The 17,818-nt window shown below is 72.3% G+C and carries 13 protein-coding genes and 2 pseudogenes; 3 read left to right on the top strand and 12 right to left on the bottom strand.

Annotation, left to right across the window (positions count from 1 at the left end):
* A partial coding sequence (locus EAO76_RS32055; RefSeq protein WP_148840428.1) for an alkaline phosphatase family protein occupies positions 1–1,582 on the bottom strand: 1,582 nt, incomplete at its 3' end.
* A gap of 246 nt (positions 1,583–1,828) precedes the next feature.
* Here EAO76_RS32055 and EAO76_RS32050 point away from each other — a divergent pair.
* Positions 1,829–3,805 (top strand): protein kinase domain-containing protein, encoded by a 1,977-nt coding sequence (locus EAO76_RS32050; protein WP_148839375.1) that lies wholly within the window; start codon positions 1,829–1,831, stop codon positions 3,803–3,805.
* Between the two features lie 79 nt (positions 3,806–3,884).
* On the opposite strand, the gene EAO76_RS32045 is transcribed toward EAO76_RS32050, so the two are convergent.
* The 11 genes and pseudogenes from EAO76_RS32045 to EAO76_RS31990 form a co-directional block, all read right to left on the bottom strand.
* The gene (locus tag EAO76_RS32045; RefSeq protein ID WP_148839373.1) at positions 3,885–5,132 is read right to left on the bottom strand and encodes an SLC13 family permease; all 1,248 of its coding nucleotides are present in this window, start codon (positions 5,130–5,132) and stop codon (positions 3,885–3,887) included.
* A gap of 128 nt (positions 5,133–5,260) precedes the next feature.
* The gene (gene gatB / locus EAO76_RS32040; RefSeq protein ID WP_148839371.1) at positions 5,261–6,769 is read right to left on the bottom strand and encodes an Asp-tRNA(Asn)/Glu-tRNA(Gln) amidotransferase subunit GatB; all 1,509 of its coding nucleotides are present in this window, start codon (positions 6,767–6,769) and stop codon (positions 5,261–5,263) included.
* 15 nt (positions 6,770–6,784) lie between these two features.
* Positions 6,785–7,024 (bottom strand): hypothetical protein, encoded by a 240-nt coding sequence (locus tag EAO76_RS32035; protein ID WP_148839370.1) that lies wholly within the window; start codon positions 7,022–7,024, stop codon positions 6,785–6,787.
* Entirely contained in the window at positions 7,021–8,523 is a 1,503-nt protein-coding gene (gatA, locus tag EAO76_RS32030) for an Asp-tRNA(Asn)/Glu-tRNA(Gln) amidotransferase subunit GatA (RefSeq protein WP_148839368.1), read from the bottom strand. Before gatA ends, EAO76_RS32035 begins: the two co-directional genes overlap by 4 nt.
* A 5-nt stretch (positions 8,524–8,528) precedes the next feature.
* Positions 8,529–8,825 (bottom strand): Asp-tRNA(Asn)/Glu-tRNA(Gln) amidotransferase subunit GatC, encoded by a 297-nt coding sequence (gene gatC, locus EAO76_RS32025; protein ID WP_015036350.1) that lies wholly within the window; start codon positions 8,823–8,825, stop codon positions 8,529–8,531.
* A 327-nt stretch (positions 8,826–9,152) separates the two neighbouring features.
* Positions 9,153–9,608 (bottom strand): annotated as a pseudogene (locus tag EAO76_RS32015) (EAL domain-containing protein); the annotation flags it as partial.
* A 14-nt stretch (positions 9,609–9,622) separates the two neighbouring features.
* A pseudogene (locus EAO76_RS32010) lies at positions 9,623–11,632 on the bottom strand (putative bifunctional diguanylate cyclase/phosphodiesterase); the annotation flags it as partial.
* A gap of 301 nt (positions 11,633–11,933) precedes the next feature.
* The gene (ligA, locus tag EAO76_RS32005) at positions 11,934–14,132 is read right to left on the bottom strand and encodes an NAD-dependent DNA ligase LigA (RefSeq protein ID WP_148839364.1); all 2,199 of its coding nucleotides are present in this window, start codon (positions 14,130–14,132) and stop codon (positions 11,934–11,936) included.
* Positions 14,133–14,162: 30 nt separating this feature from the next.
* Entirely contained in the window at positions 14,163–15,188 is a 1,026-nt protein-coding gene (locus EAO76_RS32000; RefSeq protein WP_148839363.1) for a methionine synthase, read from the bottom strand.
* Between the two features lie 50 nt (positions 15,189–15,238).
* Positions 15,239–15,928, bottom strand: coding sequence for an SDR family oxidoreductase (locus tag EAO76_RS31995; protein WP_148839361.1), 690 nt, complete (start codon positions 15,926–15,928; stop codon positions 15,239–15,241).
* Between the two features lie 27 nt (positions 15,929–15,955).
* Positions 15,956–16,495 (bottom strand): TIGR00730 family Rossman fold protein, encoded by a 540-nt coding sequence (locus EAO76_RS31990; protein ID WP_148839359.1) that lies wholly within the window; start codon positions 16,493–16,495, stop codon positions 15,956–15,958.
* 76 nt (positions 16,496–16,571) lie between these two features.
* On the opposite strand from EAO76_RS31990, the gene EAO76_RS31985 reads away from it, so the two are divergent.
* On the top strand, positions 16,572–16,907 hold the full coding sequence (locus EAO76_RS31985; RefSeq protein WP_148839357.1) for a DUF427 domain-containing protein: 336 nt from the start codon (positions 16,572–16,574) through the stop codon (positions 16,905–16,907).
* 96 nt (positions 16,908–17,003) lie between these two features.
* Positions 17,004–17,804, top strand: coding sequence for an alpha/beta fold hydrolase (locus tag EAO76_RS31980; protein ID WP_148839355.1), 801 nt, complete (start codon positions 17,004–17,006; stop codon positions 17,802–17,804).
* The last annotated feature ends 14 nt before the right edge of the window (positions 17,805–17,818 follow it).

Here is a 17,818-nt window from a genome sequence, read left to right as displayed (position 1 = left end):
GCTGGTACGGCAGCGGGCGGGCCGGGCGGGTGCCGGGCTCCTGCACCGGCATCCGCTGCACGGCCGGCGGCTTCGGCGACCAGCGCCCGCTGAACGGCGGAATGGCGGCCGGCTGCTCCAGGTCGGGCCTGCGCCGCCCGCGCCCGAAGTCGAACGCGGAGGTCAGGTCGCCGGTCACGGTGCGCCGCCACTGGCTGATGTTGGGCTCCGCCACCCCGGTCCAGCGCTCCAGGAAGCGGATCACGGAGGTGTGGTCGAAGACCTCGGAGCAGACGTAGCCGCCCACCGTCCACGGCGACACGACCAGCAGCGGCACCCGGATCCCGAGACCGGTGGGCTTGCCCTCCCACCGCTCCTCGGCCACCTCGGGCGGCGCGACGGGCGGCGGCACGTGGTCGAAGAAGCCGTCGTTCTCGTCGTAGTTGATGAGCACGGCGGTGTGCCGCCACACCTCGGGGTGCCTGCCCAGCGCGTCCAGCACCTTGTAGACGATCGTCGCGCTGTGGACCGGCGAGGACACGCTCGGGTGCTCGGAGTCGACGGCCGACGGCACCAGGTACGAGACCTCGGGCAGGGTGCCCGCCGCCACGTCCTTGGCGAACTCCTCGGCCAGCGTCCCGGTCTCCACCCGGCGCAGCGCCCGCTCGAAGAGGCTGCGCTCGCCCTTGTCCAGGGTGGCGACGCCCTCCTCCAGCAGTCCGAACAGCCGCTGCCGCTCCGCGTCGTCGGCGTCGCGTATCGCGGCGTAGAACGACTCCATGTACGTGTGGCCGCCGGTCCTCGCCAGCGCCTTGCGGGCGACCGCCTTGAAGGTGGCGAAGAACTCGATCTGGTTGTCGGTGAAGTTCTCCCACTCGGTGTACGTGCGCCAGCTGCGCCCGGCCTTCTCCAGCCGCTCCGCGTAGGTGCCCCAGTCGTACCCGGGGTGCGTGCCCTCGGCGTACGCGTCGTTGCCGACGGCCCGCTTGCCGTTCGGCTCGTTGCCGGTCTTCCCGCTCCACAGATGGTTGCGGTTGGGGCTGGTCGAGGTGTGGATGGAGGAGTGGTAGGCGTCGCAGACCGTGAAGGTGTCGGCCAGCTCGTAGTGCAGCGGGATGTCCCGGCGGTCGTAGTACGCCATGGTGGCGGCCGTCTTCGCGCTCACCCAGTTGTTCATCCACCCCCCGGCCCACGCCTTGCCGCCGCCGCTCCAGGAGTGGTCGAGGGCACCGATGTACTGGAGGTCCTTCTTCTGCGCCTCGGCGGCGTCCCGCACCGGGAACGGCAGTACGGAGCCGCCCTGCGGGGCGGGCTGCTCGAAGACCGGCCGGCCGGACGGCAGCTCGACGGCGTTGCGGTCGCCGAAGCCCCGTACGCCCCGGAGCATCCCGAAGTAATGGTCGAAGGAACGGTTCTCCTGCATCAGGATCACCACGTGCTTGATGGCTCCGAGCCCGTCCCGGCCGCCGGACCCCGCCGTGGGTGCCGGCTGCGCGGCGATCGCGGCCTGCAGCGACGGCGGGAGCAGCGACCCCGCCGCCGCGGCACCGAGTGCGCCGCCGCCGAGCGCGAAGAGCCGGCGCCGTGAAATGTCCGTGGTCAAGATGGGCCTCCCGAGTCCTGTCGTTCAGCCGGGAAGCTAACCGGGCCGGGTGGCGCGGGGAAGGATTTCGTACGGCTCCGTGGTGAACGTCCAACAGGTCGGCCGGGAAGTCCAACCGCGGCCGCCCCTCGCCCTCCCCGGTCCCGGCAACCGTCCCCGCGCCCGTCCGCCGCCGGTCGGACGTTGACCGGCACCCGCTCGCGCGGCAGTCTTATGGATCGTCAATTACTTGTGTTGGGGGACCAGTTGAACAGTGCGTCGCATCGCATCGGGCCGGATTCCGCACCGGACAGATACCGCCTGCTCAATTCCATCGGGCGGGGTGGCGAGGCGGTCCTGTACCGGGCCGAGATCGAGCTCGACGGGGCGCCGGAGACCGTGGTCGTGAAGGTCATGGATTCGAGGACCACGATCACCGTCGAGCAGTTCCAGCGGCTCAGCGCGAAGTGGCAGGAGCAGGCGGAGCTGCTGCGGTTCGTGAACCGTCCCGGTGTGGTGGGCGTGCGCGAGCACTTCGAGGGGCCGCCGATCCACGGGCCCGGCGAGGCGTCGACCGCGGCCGGGCGTTCGCTCGTGCTGGTCATGAACCACGTGGAGGGCCTCGACCTGCGCGACTGGCGCGAGGAGCGCACCCTGGCCACCCATGCCGAGCGGCGCGAGGTGCTGCGGACGCTGGAACAACTCGCCGACGTGCTGGACTGGCTGCACTCGGGGCGGGCGACACCCTCGGGCCGGACCGTCGTGCACGGCGACCTGTCCCCGGGCAACGTGATGGTCGACGTGCACGGGCAGGCCACGCTGGTCGACTTCGGGCTGAGCAAGCTGACGGCCGACCACCGGACGGCGGAGGTCTGGTTCACCCCGGGGTACGCGGCGCCGGAGGTGTTCGAGGGCAAGCGGACCCCGAGCACCGACCGGTACGCGTTCGGCGCGATCGCCTACTTCCTGCTGAGCGGCCAGTCCCCGCCGAGCACCCCGGAGCAGCTCCGGGCCGCGCTGGCCGCGCTCCCCCAGGTGGCGGCGGCGGCCCCGGACCGGGTGGAACGGCTCCTGCGGATCTGCGCGGCCGAGCCGGACCGGCGGCCGGAGAACCTGTCGACGTGGGTGAAGGACGTGCGCTCGGCGGTGGTGTCGACCACGGTCACCGGTTCCGGGGCGGCCCCGGTCCGCGACGCGGTGCCGGGCGCGGCGGTGTCCGCCGGTACGGACGCCTCTGCCGCGGACGCCTCCGGCACGGCGGTCCGGGACGAGGTACCGGACGCGCCGGGGACGTCGGGAACCCCGGACGCGGGCCGGCCGACCGTACCGCCACCGCCGCTGCTGCCCCCTCCCGGCACACCGCCCGCGGTCCCCGGCGAGGGCGCTGCGCCCGGTTTCCCGCCGCCGGTCACCGCCTCCGCCGATCCGGGCGTGCCGACGCCCGCGACCGTGAACCCCGGTCCGGCGACGGCTCCGGGGCAGGAGCCGGCGGACGGGGAGCCGGACCGGCCGCACGCCTCTCGGACCCCGCATGCCGCTCCCGTGGCCCCGCCGACCGCGGACGTCCGGCTGCCCGCGTCCGGGCCGGAGCGGAAGCGGAAGCGTCCGGCCGTCGCGCTGGCGGTGGCGGCCGTGCTGGTCGCCGCCGCGCTCGGCGCGGGCGGGGCGTGGGCGCTCATGCGGGACGACGACAACGGCGGCCGGGCGGGCGGGAGCGCCGGTTCGTCGTCCCCGACCCCCACGCCGCCGGAGACCGACACCGAGGAACCGGCCGCGGACTCCGGGGGCACGGACGGCGGGGACGACGGGGGCGACAGCCCGTCGGCGGACCCCTCGACGCCCGGCACCGCCGAGGACGCCTCGGAGGTGTCGCTGACCACGCTGACCCCGATCGTCGAACCCGACGGGTTCGAGGTGGGCGCGGCGACCCTCAACGCCCAGCAGTACGCGGACGCCTACGTGGCGACGCCCGACTGCACCGAGGGGCCGTACATGGAGTTCAACCTCGGCCGGGCCTGGCAGACCTTCGACCTGACCGCGGGCATCGACGACAACTCGAACTACGAGTCGGGGCGGCTGACCATCAAGGTGGACGACACCACCCTGTGGGTCGGCACGCTCGAACTGGGCAAGCCCCAGAAGCTGTCCCTGAAGGTCGAGAACGGGCTGCGGCTGCGGATCAGCGTCGACGAGAACTGCAGCGGCGCGCAACTGGCGCTGGGCACCCCGCTCCTCAAGAGGTGACCACGTTCCTCGGGAGACGACCATGCTCCTCAGGAGATGACCACGTTTCCCGGGAGATGGCCCCGGCCCGCCGGGGCCATCACACCCCGATCAGTTGCAGCGCGCCCCACAGCGCCACCGTCGACGCGCCCAGGGTCGCCGGTACGGTCAGCAGCCCGAGCCGGGTGAATTCGCCGAGCTCGGGCGCGGTGCCGTGGGCGTGCAGGATGCGGCGCCAGAGCAGGGTGGCGAGCGAGCCGACGTAGGTGAGGTTCGGGCCGAGGTTCACGCCGATCAGGGCGGCGAGCAGCGGTCCGGGCCCCGCCGCCGCGACGACCGGGAGCAGGGCCAGAATCGCGGGCAGGTTGTTGATCAGGTTGGCGAGGACGGCCGCCGCCGCGGCCACCGCCAGCAGTTCGGGCAGCGAGGAGCCGTCCGGCAGGAACGCGTCGATCCCGGCGCCCAGCCCGTTGTCCACCACCGCCCGGACCACGACGCCCAGCGCGAGGACGAACAGGCAGAACAGCGGGTGGGCGGAGCGGACGATTCCCTTGACGGTCGTGTCGCGCCTGGCCAGTGCGCGGACCGCCAGCACCCCGGCGCCCGCCAGCGCCGCCCACAGCGGTTCCGCGCCCGCGAACGAGGTGACGACGAATCCGCCCAGGGTGAGGGCGAGGACGACGAGCGTGAAGACGGGGACGGCCGGGCGGGTCTCCTCCGGTTTTGGCGGGTGCGCGCCCGCGGCCAGGTCGGCGGCGAAGAACCGGCGGAGGACGGCGTACTCGACGGCGATCGCGGCCAGCCACGGCAGGGTCATCAGTGCGGCGAACCGGGTGAAGGAGAGGCCGCTCGCGGTGAACGCCAGCAGGTTCGTGAGGTTGGAGACCGGCAGCAGCAGGGACGCCGAGTTGGCGAGGTGCGCGCAGGCGTGGACGTACGGGCGGGGGCGGGCGCCCACGCGGGCGGCGGTGGCGAGGACGACCGGGGTCAGCAGGACGACGGTCGCGTCCAGGCTGAGCACGGCGGTGATCGCGGAGGCGACGAGGAAGACCCCGCCGAGCAGGGGGCCGGTCCGCCCCCGGCAGGCGCGTGCGACCAGGTCGCCGGCGGCCGTGAACAGCCCCTCGTCCGCGCAGAGCTGCGCCAGCACCAGGATCGCCGCGAGGAACCCGACGACCGGGAGCAGGCTGTCCATCTGGGCGCGGGCCTCCGGCCACGGAACCGCGCCGGCCACGACGAGCAGCACGGCGGCGGGTACGGCGGCGGTCGCCTCCGGCAGCCCCCTCGGGCGCAGTACGGCGAAGACCAGCACGCCGAGCAGGAGGGCGACGGAGACGGTCTCGGTCATGACGGTGTTCAGCGGACTCTCCGGACACAGGTGAAGGGGCGGTGCACCGGTGATCGGTGTGCACCGCCCCTTCGGGGACGTGATTCACGGCTCCCCCGGCCGTACGGGACGGCCGGGGCGCGGGCTGATCAGCCCTCGACGCCGAGCTTCTCCAGGATCAGCTCGCGCACGCGGGCCGCGTCCGCCTGGCCGCGGGTGGCCTTCATGACCGCGCCGACGAGCGCGCCCGCCGCCGCGACCTTGCCACCGCGGATCTTGTCCGCGATGGCCGCGTTGGCGGCGATGGCCTCGTCCACGGCCGTGGACAGCGCGCCCTCGTCGGAGACGACCTTCAGGCCGCGCTTCTCGACGACGGCGTCCGGGTCGCCCTCGCCCGCGAGGACGCCCTCGATGACCTGGCGGGCCAGCTTGTCGTTGAGGTCGCCCGAGGCGACGAGCTCGGCCACCCTGGCGACCTGCGCCGGGGTGATGGGCAGCTCGTCGAGGCCGCGGCCGGTCTCGTTGGCGTTGCGGGCCAGCTCGCCCATCCACCACTTGCGGGCCTGGTCCGAGGGGGCGCCCGCGTCGGTCGTGGCGACGATCAGGTCGACCGCGCCGGCGTTGAGGATCGACTGCATGTCGTGCTCGGAGACGCCCCACTCCTCCTTGAGCCGCGCCCGGCGCAGCCGGGGCAGCTCGGGCAGCCCCTTGCGGAGCTCCTCGACCCACTCGCGGGCCGGGGCGACCGGCACCAGGTCGGGCTCGGGGAAGTAGCGGTAGTCCTCGGCGTTGTCCTTGATGCGGCCGGCCGTGGTGGAGCCGTCCTCCTCGTGGAAGTGCCGGGTCTCCTGCACGATCGTGCCGCCGGAGGACAGCACCGCGGCGTGGCGCTGGATCTCGAAGCGGGCGGCGCGCTCGACGGAACGCAGCGAGTTCACGTTCTTCGTCTCGGAGCGGGTGCCGAAGGTCTCGGTGCCGTTGGGGCGCAGCGACAGGTTGACGTCGCAGCGCATCTGGCCCATCTCCATCCGGGCCTCGGAGACGCCGAGCGCCTTGATGAGCTCACGGAGCTCGGCGACGTACGCCTTGGCGACCTCGGGGGCCCGGGCGCCCGCGCCCTCGATCGGCTTGGTGACGATCTCGATGAGCGGGATGCCGGCCCGGTTGTAGTCGAGCAGGGAGTGGGACGCGCCGTGGATACGGCCGGTGGCACCGCCGACGTGGGTCGACTTGCCGGTGTCCTCCTCCATGTGGGCGCGCTCGATCTGCACCCGGAAGATCTCCCCGTCCTCCAGCTGGACGTCCAGATAGCCGTTGTAGGCGATCGGCTCGTCGTACTGGGAGGTCTGGAAGTTCTTCGGCATGTCCGGATAGAAGTAGTTCTTCCGGGCGAAGCGGCACCACTCGGCGATCTCGCAGTTCAGCGCGAGACCGATCTTGATGGCGGACTCGACGCCGATCTCGTTGACGACCGGCAGGGCGCCGGGCAGGCCGAGGCAGACCGGGCAGGTCTGGGAGTTGGCGTCCTGCTTGAGCTCGGTGGAGCAGCCGCAGAACATCTTGGTCTTGGTGCCGAGCTCGACATGGACCTCCAGGCCCATGACGGGGTCGTAGGACGCGAGCGCGTCCTCGTACGACACCAGGTCGGTGACAGTCACGGTGAAACTTCCCTCTCAGCCCAGCAGTACGTCGTCGTCGCCGATGCGCTTGAGTTCGCGCAGCAGCAGGGCGATGCCCGTGGCGATGGCGGCGGCGGAGACGACGGCGTCGACCAGTCGGAGCGTGTCGTGCTCGGAACGCGCCTTCTTGGCCTGCTTGAGCACGCTGACCGCCCCGAAGGCGGTGGTGCCGATGGACAGGTACGTACCGGTCTTGGACTTCTTGAAGCCCTTGGCCTTGGTCAGTGCACTCACAGTGACGGAGCCTCCTCCAGCAGCGGGTGTCCCCACTTTTCCACGAAGGCGGCCTCGACGGCGGCTCCGACCTTGTACAGCCGGTCGTCCTTCATGGCGGGGGCGATGATCTGCAGTCCGACCGGCAGTCCGTCCTCGGGCGCCAGGCCGCAGGGCAGCGACATGGCGGCGTTGCCCGCGAGGTTGGTCGGGATGGTGCACAGGTCCGCGAGGTACATCGCCATCGGGTCGTCGGCGCGCTCGCCGATCGGGAAGGCGGTGGTGGGCGTCGTCGGGGAGACGATGACGTCCACCTGCTCGAAGGCCCTCTCGAACTCCCGGGTGATGAGGGTGCGGACCTTCTGCGCCGAGCCGTAGTACGCGTCGTAGTAGCCGGAGCTGAGGGCGTACGTGCCGAGGATGACGCGGCGCTTGACCTCGTCGCCGAAGCCGGCCTCGCGGGTGAGGGCGGTGACCTCCTCGGCGGACTTCGTGCCGTCGTCGCCGACCCGCAGGCCGTAGCGCATGGCGTCGAAGCGGGCCAGGTTGGAGGAGCACTCGGACGGCGCGATCAGGTAGTACGCCGACAGGGCCAGGTCGAAGGACGGGCAGTCCAGTTCGACGACCGTGGCGCCGAGCGACTTCAGCAGCTCGACCGACTCGTTGAAGCGCTGGACGACGCCGGCCTGGTAGCCCTCGCCGGCGAACTGCTTGACGACGCCGACGCGCATGCCCTCGACGCTGCCGTTGCGGGCGGCCTCGACGACCGGCGGGACCGGGGCGTCGATGGACGTGGAGTCCATCGGGTCGTGCCCGGCGATCGCCTCGTGCAGCAGGGCCGCGTCCAGGACGGTACGGGCGCAGGGCCCGCCCTGGTCCAGGGAGCTGGAGAAGGCCACCATGCCGTAGCGGGAGACGCCGCCGTAGGTGGGCTTGACGCCGACGGTGCCGGTGACGGCGGCGGGCTGGCGGATGGAGCCGCCGGTGTCCGTGCCGATGGCGAGCGGGGCCTCGTACGAGGCGAGGGCGGCCGAGGAGCCGCCGCCGGAGCCGCCGGGGATGCGGGTGAGGTCCCACGGGTTGCCGGTCGGGCCGTAGGCGCTGTTCTCGGTGGAGGACCCCATGGCGAACTCGTCCATGTTGGTCTTGCCGAGGATGACGACGTCGGCGGCCCTCAGCTTCCGGGTGAGGGTCGCGTCGTACGGCGGGATCCAGCCCTCGAGGATCTTGGAGCCGACGGTGGTCGGCATGTCCTTCGTGGTGAAGATGTCCTTCAGCGCGAGCGGGACGCCGGCCAGCGGGCCGAGCTTCTCGCCGGCCGCCTTCTTCGCGTCGACGGCGCGGGCCTGCGCGAGGGCGCCCTCGCGGTCGACGTGCAGGAAGGCGTGGACCTTCTCGTCGACCGCGTCGATCCGGGCCAGGTGGGCCTCGGTGACCTGGACGGCCGTCAGCTCGCCGGAGGCGATCCTCGCGGCGATCTCGGCGGCGGTGAGCTTGATGATGGTGCTGTGGTCCGTCATGGCTGTCAGTCCTCCCCCAGGATCTGCGGCACCTTGAAACGCTGCTGCTCCTGGGCCGGGGCGCCGGAGAGCGCCTGCTCGGGGGTGAGCGACGGACGGACCTCGTCCGCGCGCATGACGTTGGTCAGCGGCAGCGGGTGGGAGGTCGGCGGTACGTCTTGGTCGGCGACCTCGGAGACGCGGGCGACCGCGCCGATGATGTCGTCGAGCTGACCGGCGAAGTGATCGAGCTCTTCGCCCTTCAGCTCCAGACGCGCCAGCCGGGCGAGGTGGGCGACCTCCTCGCGCGTGATGCCAGGCATGCAGCGATCCTCAGGGGTTGGTGTGTGGTTTTGGCCGGGGGCCGGCGGCACTTTTCCACCGTCCGTCCGAAGGACGGGCCGCGCGGCGTCTGGTGCGTGCGATCGCAAGGCGCCGGAGCGCCCTCGTGGCGGAGCCACGTGGGCGATTCGGCAACACGGCGAGCGTGCGTGCCAGGCGTCGCGCGGCAGGTGGAAATGTGCCGCCGACCCCCAATCCTATGGGGTCGTCGGCTGCCGCTCCCGCCACCCGGGCGAACACCCGGTCCGAACACGGTTTTCCCTGCCCTCGGCCCGCCCCGCGGGGCGGGCCGAGGGCAGGGCCCGGGCTCAGGTCGTGGCGGGGCGCGAGTTGATCGCCCGGCCGGAGGGCCGCTGCTCCAGCTCCGGGGGCGTACCGGCGGCAGCGGCTCCGGCCGCGGCGGCCGGCTCGGCGGGGCGGCGCCAGCCGTGCTCGCCCCGCGCCCGGAGCCAGGCCGTCGTCTCCTGGGGCGGCATCGCCGCGGCGACCAGCCACCCCTGCACCGCGTCGCAGCGCAGGTCCCGCAGCCGCTCCCAGGTCTCGTCGTCCTCGACGCCCTCCGCGACGACCAGCAGGCCCAGCGAGTGGGCCAGGTCGATGGTGCAGCGGACGATCTCGGCGTCCTCGTTGTCGACGGCCAGCCGGGCCACGAACGACCGGTCGATCTTCAGCTCGCTGACCGGCAGCCGTCGCAGGTGGACCAGCGAGGAGTAGCCGGTGCCGAAGTCGTCGAGGGACATCTTCACGCCGTGTCCGGTCAGTCCGGCGAGCGTGTCGGCGCGGCGACCAGCCACCCCTGCACCGCGTCGCAGCGCAGGTCCCGCAGCCGCTCCCAGGTCTCGTCGTCCTCGACGCCCTCCGCGACGACCAGCAGGCCCAGCGAGTGGGCCAGGTCGATGGTGCAGCGGACGATCTCGGCGTCCTCGTTGTCGACGGCCAGCCGGGCCACGAACGACCGGTCGATCTTCAGCTCGCTGACCGGCAGCCGTCGCAGGTGGACCAGCGAGGAGTAGCCGGTGCCGAAGTCGTCGAGGGACATCTTCACGCCGTGTCCGGTCAGTCCGGCGAGCGTGTCGGCGGCGCGCTGCGGGTCCTCCAGCAGCACGTGCTCCGTTATCTCCAGCTGCAGCGCGCCGGCCGGGACGCCGTGCCGGGCGAGCCGGGCCGCGACGCCGCCCGCGAAACCGGGGGTGTGGACGTCGCGCGGGGAGACGTTGACCGCGACCGGGACGAACAGGCCCTGCGCCCGCCACCGGGCGACCTGGGCCAGCGCCGTCTCCAGGACGTACTCCGTGAGGTGCGGCATCAGTCCGGACGACTCGGCGATGGCGATGAACTCGTCCGGGGGGACCCGTCCGCGCTCCGGGTGCACCCAGCGCACCAGGGCCTCCAGGCCGGCCACCTGGCCGTCGAAGCGGACCTTCGCCACCTGGCCGTCGAAGCGGACCTTCGGCTGGTAGTGCAGCTCGACCTCGCCCGCGTCCAGCGCCCGGCGCAGGTCGCCCAGCAGTCCGAGCCGGTCGGGGGTGTTGCTGTCCCGCTTGGACTCGTACACCTCGACGCCCGTGCGGTCACGCTTGGCCTGGTACATCGCCACGTCCGCGCGTCTGAGCAGCCCCTCGGCGTCCAGTGCGTGGTCCGGGTAGACGGCCACCCCGGCGCTGGCCTCCAGCACCAGGGTCAGACCGTCCAGGTCCAGCGGGGAGGACAGCTCGGCGACCAGGTGGCGGGCGACCCGCTGGGCGCTGGTGGTGGAGTCCGCCGCCGGCAGGAGCACGGCGAACTCGTCGCCGCCGAGCCGTGCGGCCTCCGCCCCCCGGGGCAGCGCGAGTCTCAGCCGTTCGGCTATCTGGAGCAGCAGCCGGTCCCCCGCCAGATGGCCGAGGGTGTCGTTGACGGCGCGGAAACGGTCGAGGTCGATCAGGACGAGGGCGGATCTGGTGCCGGTGGACTCGGCGTCCTCCAGGGCCGTCCAGGTGCGTTCCAGCAGCCACTGCCGGTTGGGCAGTCCGGTCAGCGGGTCGCGCAGTTGTTCCTCGGCCCGTGCCCGGGCGATCCAGAGCGCGGAGTCCAGGGCGATCAGCGGGACCGCGAAGAGCGGCAGGAGCAGGGGCGTGGCCATCGCGACGACGCAGATCAGCGGCGCGATGCCGAGCAGGGCGAGGGCGACGAGTCCCTGGCGCAGCAGGGTGCTGCGGGCGACGGTCGGCAGCCCGCCGCCCTGGGGGGTCCTCGCGTACCACAGCAGGACCCGGGTCACCAGGAGATAGGTGGAGGCGGCCAGGAGGACTTCCGGGACCGCGGCGATGCCCCAGTCGAGTGGCTGCCAGGGCGACTCGACGGTCTGCACCTCGCCGAACGCGGCGAGCACCAGGGCCGCCGCGCCGATGCCGAGGATGTCGACGGCGCCGTGCAGCAGCCCCTGCCACCAACGGTGTCTGCGGGCGATGCCGACCAGGACGACGACGACCAGGCTGACCAGCCCGGCGGGCACCCAGCCGTAGAGCAGCAGCACGGCCAGGGTGAGCGAGGCACCGGAGCCGGTCCCGCCCCACCAGCGGTCGCGTCCGAGCGCGACCAGGTGGCCGACGATGATCCCGGTCAGGACGGCGAGCGCCCAGCCGGGCTCGCCGTCGGGGAAGAGCGCGCGCCCCTCGCTCACGGTCCGGTAGAAACCGGTCGCGAGCTGGGCGACGGCGATCACCACGAAGACGGCCCCCACTTTCGGCGTGAGGCCGACGAAACCTTGCAGCCGCGACACCGTTGCGGCGCTCTCGGTCGGTTTCATTCCGTCCCTCTCACAGCCGGCGGTGCCGATGTCACCCGATGGTCCCGCTCCATGCCGCGCTGCCCGGTTTCCCACCCCGCGGCCGGACACGGCAGGTGTACGTCTCAACAGTAGGCCGGGAAGGGCCGCTACGGGCAGCGCTCGGACGCTGTTGCCCGAATGCGAACCGACCGTCCGTCAACATCTGGTATGCGCCGATCGGGTGAACCAGCTCCCGGGGCGCCCCGCTTGCCCCGATTCATGGCGTGACACCCCTTACTCGCCTTTCCGTCCACTCGGCCCGTCCCCCTCTCCGCCCGGACTATCCGGCCTCCGCCGGTTCCTCGGCCCGTACGGCCGCCTCGCGCGCCGCGTCCGGCCCGTGTTCGAGGAGGACGGTGAAACCGCCCTCGTCCAGCACCGGCACCTTCAGCTGCATCGCTTTGTCATATTTCGAGCCGGGGTTGTCGCCGACGACCACGAAGGAGGTCTTCTTCGACACGGACCCCGTCACCTTGGCACCCAGCTTCTGGAGCGCTTCTTTCGCGCCATCCCTGGTGTGCCCGTCCAGCGTGCCGGTGACGACGACGGTGAGCCCGTCGAGCGGGCCCGGCCCCACGTCCTCCCCCGGCCCCTCGTCCGCCATCCGGACCCCGGCCTCGCGCCACTTGCGGAGGATCTCCCGGTGCCAGTCCTCGGCGAACCACTGCTTCACCGATGCGGCGATGATGTCCCCGACCCCGTCGGCCTCGGCCAGCTCCTGCTCGGTCGCCTCGTCGATCCGTTCGATGGAACGGAACTGACGGGCCAGCTCCGCGGCGGCGACCGGGCCCACGTGGCGGATGGAGAGTCCGGTGAGGATCCGGGCCAGGGGGGCGTCCTTGGCCGCGGCGATGGCGGCGAGCATGGCGACGGCGTTCTTCTTCGGCTCGCCCTGCTGGTTGGCGAAGACCCGGGCGGTCTTCTCCTCACCGGTCTTCGGGTCGCGCTTGGGCAGCCCGCTGTCCTGGTCCAGGACATAGGCGCGGATCGGCAGCAGCTCCTCGATCGTCAGTCCGAACAGATCGCCCTCGTCGCGCAGCGGCGGCTCCTCGGGTTCGAGCGGCTTGGTCAGGGCGGCGGCCACGACGTAGCCGAAGTGGTCGATGTCGAGGCACTTGCGGCCCGCGAGGTAGGCGACGCGCTCGCGCAACTGGGCGGGACAGGAGCGGGCGTTGGGGCAGCGGAGGTCGATGTCGGCCTCCTTCATGGGCTTCAGCCCCGTACCGCACTCGGGGCAGTGCGTCGGCATCACGAAGGCCCGCTCGGTGCCGTCGCGCAGGTCGACGACCGGGCCGAGGATCTCCGGGATCACGTCGCCCGCCTTGCGGATCACCACCGTGTCCCCGATCAGGACGCCCTTCGCCTTCACCACGTTCTGGTTGTGCAGGGTGGCGAACTCGACCTCGGAGCCCGCCACTTCCACCGGTTCGACCTGCGCGTACGGCGTGACCCGGCCGGTCCGGCCGACGCCCACCCGGATGTTGACCAGCTTGGTGTTGACCTCCTCGGGGGCGTACTTCCAGGCGATCGCCCAGCGCGGGGCGCGCGAGGTGGAGCCGAGCCGGCCCTGGAGCGGGATCTCGTCGAGCTTGACGACGACGCCGTCGATCTCGTGCTCCACGGAGTGGCGGTTCTCGCCGAAGTACGCGATGAACTCCCGCACCCCGTCGAGGGAGTCCACCACCTTGTTGTGCCGGGCGGTGGGCAGGCCCCATTCGTGCAGCAGCTCGTAGGCGTGCGAGAGGCAGTCGATGTCGAAGCCCTCGCGGGCGCCGATGCCGTGCACCACCATGCGCAGCGGCCGGGTGGCGGTGACCTTCGGGTCCTTCTGGCGCAGCGAACCGGCCGCCGCGTTGCGCGGGTTGGCGAAGGGTTTGTCGCCCGCCTCGATGAGCCGGGCGTTGAGTCCGTCGAAGGCTTCCATCGGGAAGAAGACCTCGCCGCGGATCTCGACCAGCTCCGGGATCCGGTCGCCCTTCAGCCGGTGCGGGATCCCGGCGACCGTGCGGACGTTGGGGGTGATGTCCTCGCCGGTGCGGCCGTCGCCCCGGGTCGCGGCCCGGGTCAGCAGGCCGTGCTCGTAGGTGAGGTTGACCGCCAGGCCGTCGACCTTCAGCTCGCACAGGAAGTGGTGGTCGGCCGTGCCGACCTCCTTCGCGATCCGCTCGCCCCAGGCGGCCAGTTCCGTGTCGTCGAAGGCGTTGTCCAGCGAGAGCATCCGCTCGCGGTGCTCGACGGAGGTGAATTCCGTCCGGTACGGCCCGGCGACCTTCTGGGTCGGCGAATCCGGCGTGCGCAGCTGGGGGTACGTGTCCTCCAGGGCCTCCAGCTCGCGCATCAGCCGGTCGAACTCGGCGTCGCTGACGACCGGCTGGTCCTTCACGTAGTACCGGAAGCGGTGCTCCTCGATCTGCTCGGCGAGGAGTGCGTGCTGCTCCTGGGCCCCTGCGGGCACCGCCGTCTGCTGTTCGCCGGCCATCGTCTCGTCCTCCCGTTGCCCGATGCCCCGTTACTCAGGGTTGTCCGCGAGGGATCTCGCGGCCCGGACGCAGTGGGCGAGCACGGCGCGCGCGTACGCGGGCGACGCACCCGCGAGCCCGCACGACGGGGTGATGGCCACGGACTCCGACAGAGTCCCCGGATTCAGCCCCAGCCTGCGCCACAGCGTCCTGACACCCATGACGCTACCGCCCGGGTCCGACAATCCGCCCGAGGCCGGGTCCGTGCCCGGCACCACTCCGAGGAAGAGCTGGGTGCCGCCCTCGACGGCTTCACCGATCGCCTCCTCCTCACGCTCGGTGAGCAGCGCGAGGTCGAACGAGATGCCACCGGCCCCGGCCCGGCGCAGCAACGCGAACGGTACGCCGGGGGCGCAGGTGTGGACGAGCGTCGCCCCGTCCCCGGCCGCCGCCAGGACGTCGCGCAGCGTGCCCTCCACGACCTGGCGGTCCACGGCCCGGTGGGTGCGGTAGCCGCTCGCCGTTTTGACCTGTCCGCGCAGCACGGCGGTCAGCGACGGTTCGTCGAGCTGGAGGATCACCTCGGCGCCGGGCACCCTGCGCCGTACCTCCGCGAGGTGGGCGCGCAGCCCCTCCGCCAGCGAGGCCGCCAGGTCGCGGCAGGCGCCGGGGTCGCCCAGGACGGCCTCGCCGCCCCGGCGTTCCAGCGCGGCGGCCAGCGTCCAGGGGCCGACGGCCTGGACCTTGAGCGGCCCCTCGTACCCCTGGGTGAACTCCTCCAGGGCGTCCAGGTCCTCGCCGAGCCAGGACCTGGCGCGGCGGGTGTCGCGGCCGGGCCGGTCGCTGATCCGCCAGCCGCTGGGCTCGACGTGGCCGTACAGCTCGACGAGCAGTCCGACGGTCCGCCCGATCATGTCCGCGCCGGGGCCGCGGGCGGGCAGTTCCGCCAGGTACGGCAGGCCCTCGCCGCCCGCGAAGGAGCCGGTGACGGTCTTCGCCGCCTCCCGCGCGTCTCCCCCGGGCATGGATCCGATCCCGGTGGCCGGGCAACCCCTGAACTCGTTCTTCTCGCTCACACGGGAAGCCTATGGCCTCTCGTCCGGCCCGCGGCCGGGCCTCGGGGCGGTCAGCGGCCGGGGCGCACCGTCAGGTCGTTGACCTCGGCGTCGCGCGGCAGGTCGAGGGCCATCAGGATGGTGGTGGCCACCGACTCCGGGTCGATCCAGCGGGAGGCGTCGTACTCCTTGCCCTCCTGCCGGTGGACCTTGGCCTGCATGGGGCTGGCGGTGCGTCCGGGGTAGACGGAGGTCACCCGGACGCCGTTGGCGTGCTCCTCGTGGCGCAGCGAGTCGGCGAGCGCCTTCAGGCCGTGCTTGCTCGCGGCGTACGCGCTCCACTCGGCGTGCGCCGCGAGGCCCGCACCGGAGTTCACGAGGAGCACGTGCCCCTGGGAGACGCGCAGTTGGGGCAGGAGGAGGCGGGTCAGCTCGGCGGGCGCGACCAGGTTGGTGTTGAGCTGGAAGTGCCACGCCTTGGGGGTGAGGTCGCCGACCCTGCCGAGTTCCACGACCCCCGCGACGTGCAGCAGCGAGTCGACCCGCTCCGGCATCGCCTGCTGGGCGAAGGCCCAGGACAGGCGGTCCGGGTTGGAGAGGTCGCCGACGAGCGTGCGGGCCCCGGGGTGGAGCGCGGCCAGTTCCTTGGCGCGGGCCGCGTCCCGGGCCAGCAGCACGGTCTCGTCGCCGCGTTCCAGGAGGCGGCGGGCGACGGCTGCGCCGATACCGGAACCGGCGCCGGTGATGACATGAGTGGGCATTGCCTCATGATCTCACCCCCCGTCGTGTCACCGCAGGCCGGACCACTCCTCCAGGTGGGCCAGGGCGCCCACGCCGTCCTTCGCGAAGAACACCAGGTCGGCGAGCGGGACCGGGAGGAAGCCCTCGTCCTCCATGCGCTGGAACTGCTGGCGCAGCCCGTCGTAGAAGCCCGCCGTGTTGAGCAGGACCACCGGCTTGTCGTGCTTGCCGTGCTTCTTCAGCTCCAGGATCTCGGTCGCCTCGTCGAGCGTCCCGGTGCCGCCCACCATGATCACGACCGCGTCGGCCTTCTCCAGGAGCAGCGCCTTGCGCTCGGCGAGGTCTCGCGCGATCACCATCTCGTCCGCATTGGTCCGCGCCTTCGCGGCCAGGAAGTCGACCGACACCCCCACCAGCCGTCCGCCCGACTCCTGCACCCCGTCGGCGACGACCTTCATCAGTCCGCTCTCCGAACCTCCCCAGACCAGGGTGTGTCCCCCCTTGCCGAGCAGTTCGGCGAATTCGCGGGCGGGCCGGGTGTAGCGGTCGTCGAGGTCGGCGGCGGAGAGGAAAACACAGATCTTCATGCAGCCACCGTAAGGGCCGCCGCCGACATCTCCGGCGCCGGGGAAGAAAACGGCCGACGGCACGGCTGAACCCCGTATGGCTTCCGCATCAGGACACCGCATCACGGTCGAGCCCGGCACCGCACACGTACGTGTGGTCCGTGACGGGCACGTACTCGCCGAGAGCCGCCGTCCGCTCGTGCTGCGCGAGACGGGCTGTCCGGTTCGCTACTACCTGCCGCCCGAGGACGTCCGCACGGATCTCCTGTCCCCTTCGGGGACCCGTACCCACTGCCCGTTCAAGGGAGATGCCTCCTACTGGTCGCTGCCGGGGGCGGCGGATCTCGTCTGGGCCTACCCGGAGCCGAAGGACGAAGTCGCCGCCATCAAGGACCACTTCTGCTTCTACGACACCGAGGCCGTTGCCGACTGATCCTCAAAGCATGGCCCTGACCTGGGCAATCGAAGTTTTCCAAAAAAACTTCGGCCGGACCGATGAGTTTTCCCGGAGCGGGCGGTCCACCCTCGCATGGACAAGATTCTCTCCCGCGACGGCACCATGATCGCGTACCGGCGGCGGGGCGAAGGGCCGCCGGTGGTCCTGGTGGGCGGGGCCCTGGGCACGGCGGAGACCGAGGCTCCGCTGGCACGCCTCCTCGCGCCCCGCTTCCACGTCGTGACCTACGACAGGCGCGGCCGCGGCGCCAGCGGTGACAGCGGGCCGTACGCGGTGGAACGCGAGATCGAGGACCTGGCCGCCGTCGTCACCGCGGTGGGCGGCCGGGCCTCGGTGTTCGGTGTGGGCGCGGGCGGGGCGCTGGCCCTGGAGGCGCACGCGGCCGGGCTCCCCGTCGATCTGCTGGCGGTGTACGAGCCCCCGTACACGCCGGGCGCCCCGGGCCTCCGGTACAAGGCGTGCTGCACCTCCCGGCTGCACCGGCTGCTTTCCTCCGGGGACCGCGCCGGTGCCGTCGAGCTGTTCCTGTCCGTGACCGGCGTACCGGCCGACATGATCGCCCGGATGCGGCGCGCCCCGCTGTGGAGCGGCCTGGTGTCGATGGCGCACACCCTGGCGTACGACGACGCGCTGCTCGGCGACGGCTCGATCCCGGCCGAGCGCTTCGCCTCCGTCACGGCGCGCACCCTGGTCGTCTGCGGCGGCGCCAGCACCGCCTCGGCCCGGATGTCCACCCGTGCCCTGGCGGACGCGCTCCCCCGCTCCCGCCACCGCACCCTGACGGGCCAGACCCGCGAGCTGGCGCCGCAGGCGGTGGCCCCGGTCCTGGCGGAGTTCTTCGCCCGGGACGTGTACGCCCGCCAGGCGTCCTGAGAATCCGTTCCGCG

The organism is Streptomyces sp. sk2.1 (assembly GCF_008120935.1).
GTDB lineage: Bacteria > Actinomycetota > Actinomycetes > Streptomycetales > Streptomycetaceae > Streptomyces.
The sequence above is the reverse complement of the archived record's forward strand: the minus strand, read 5'-3'. Positions and strand labels throughout refer to the sequence as shown.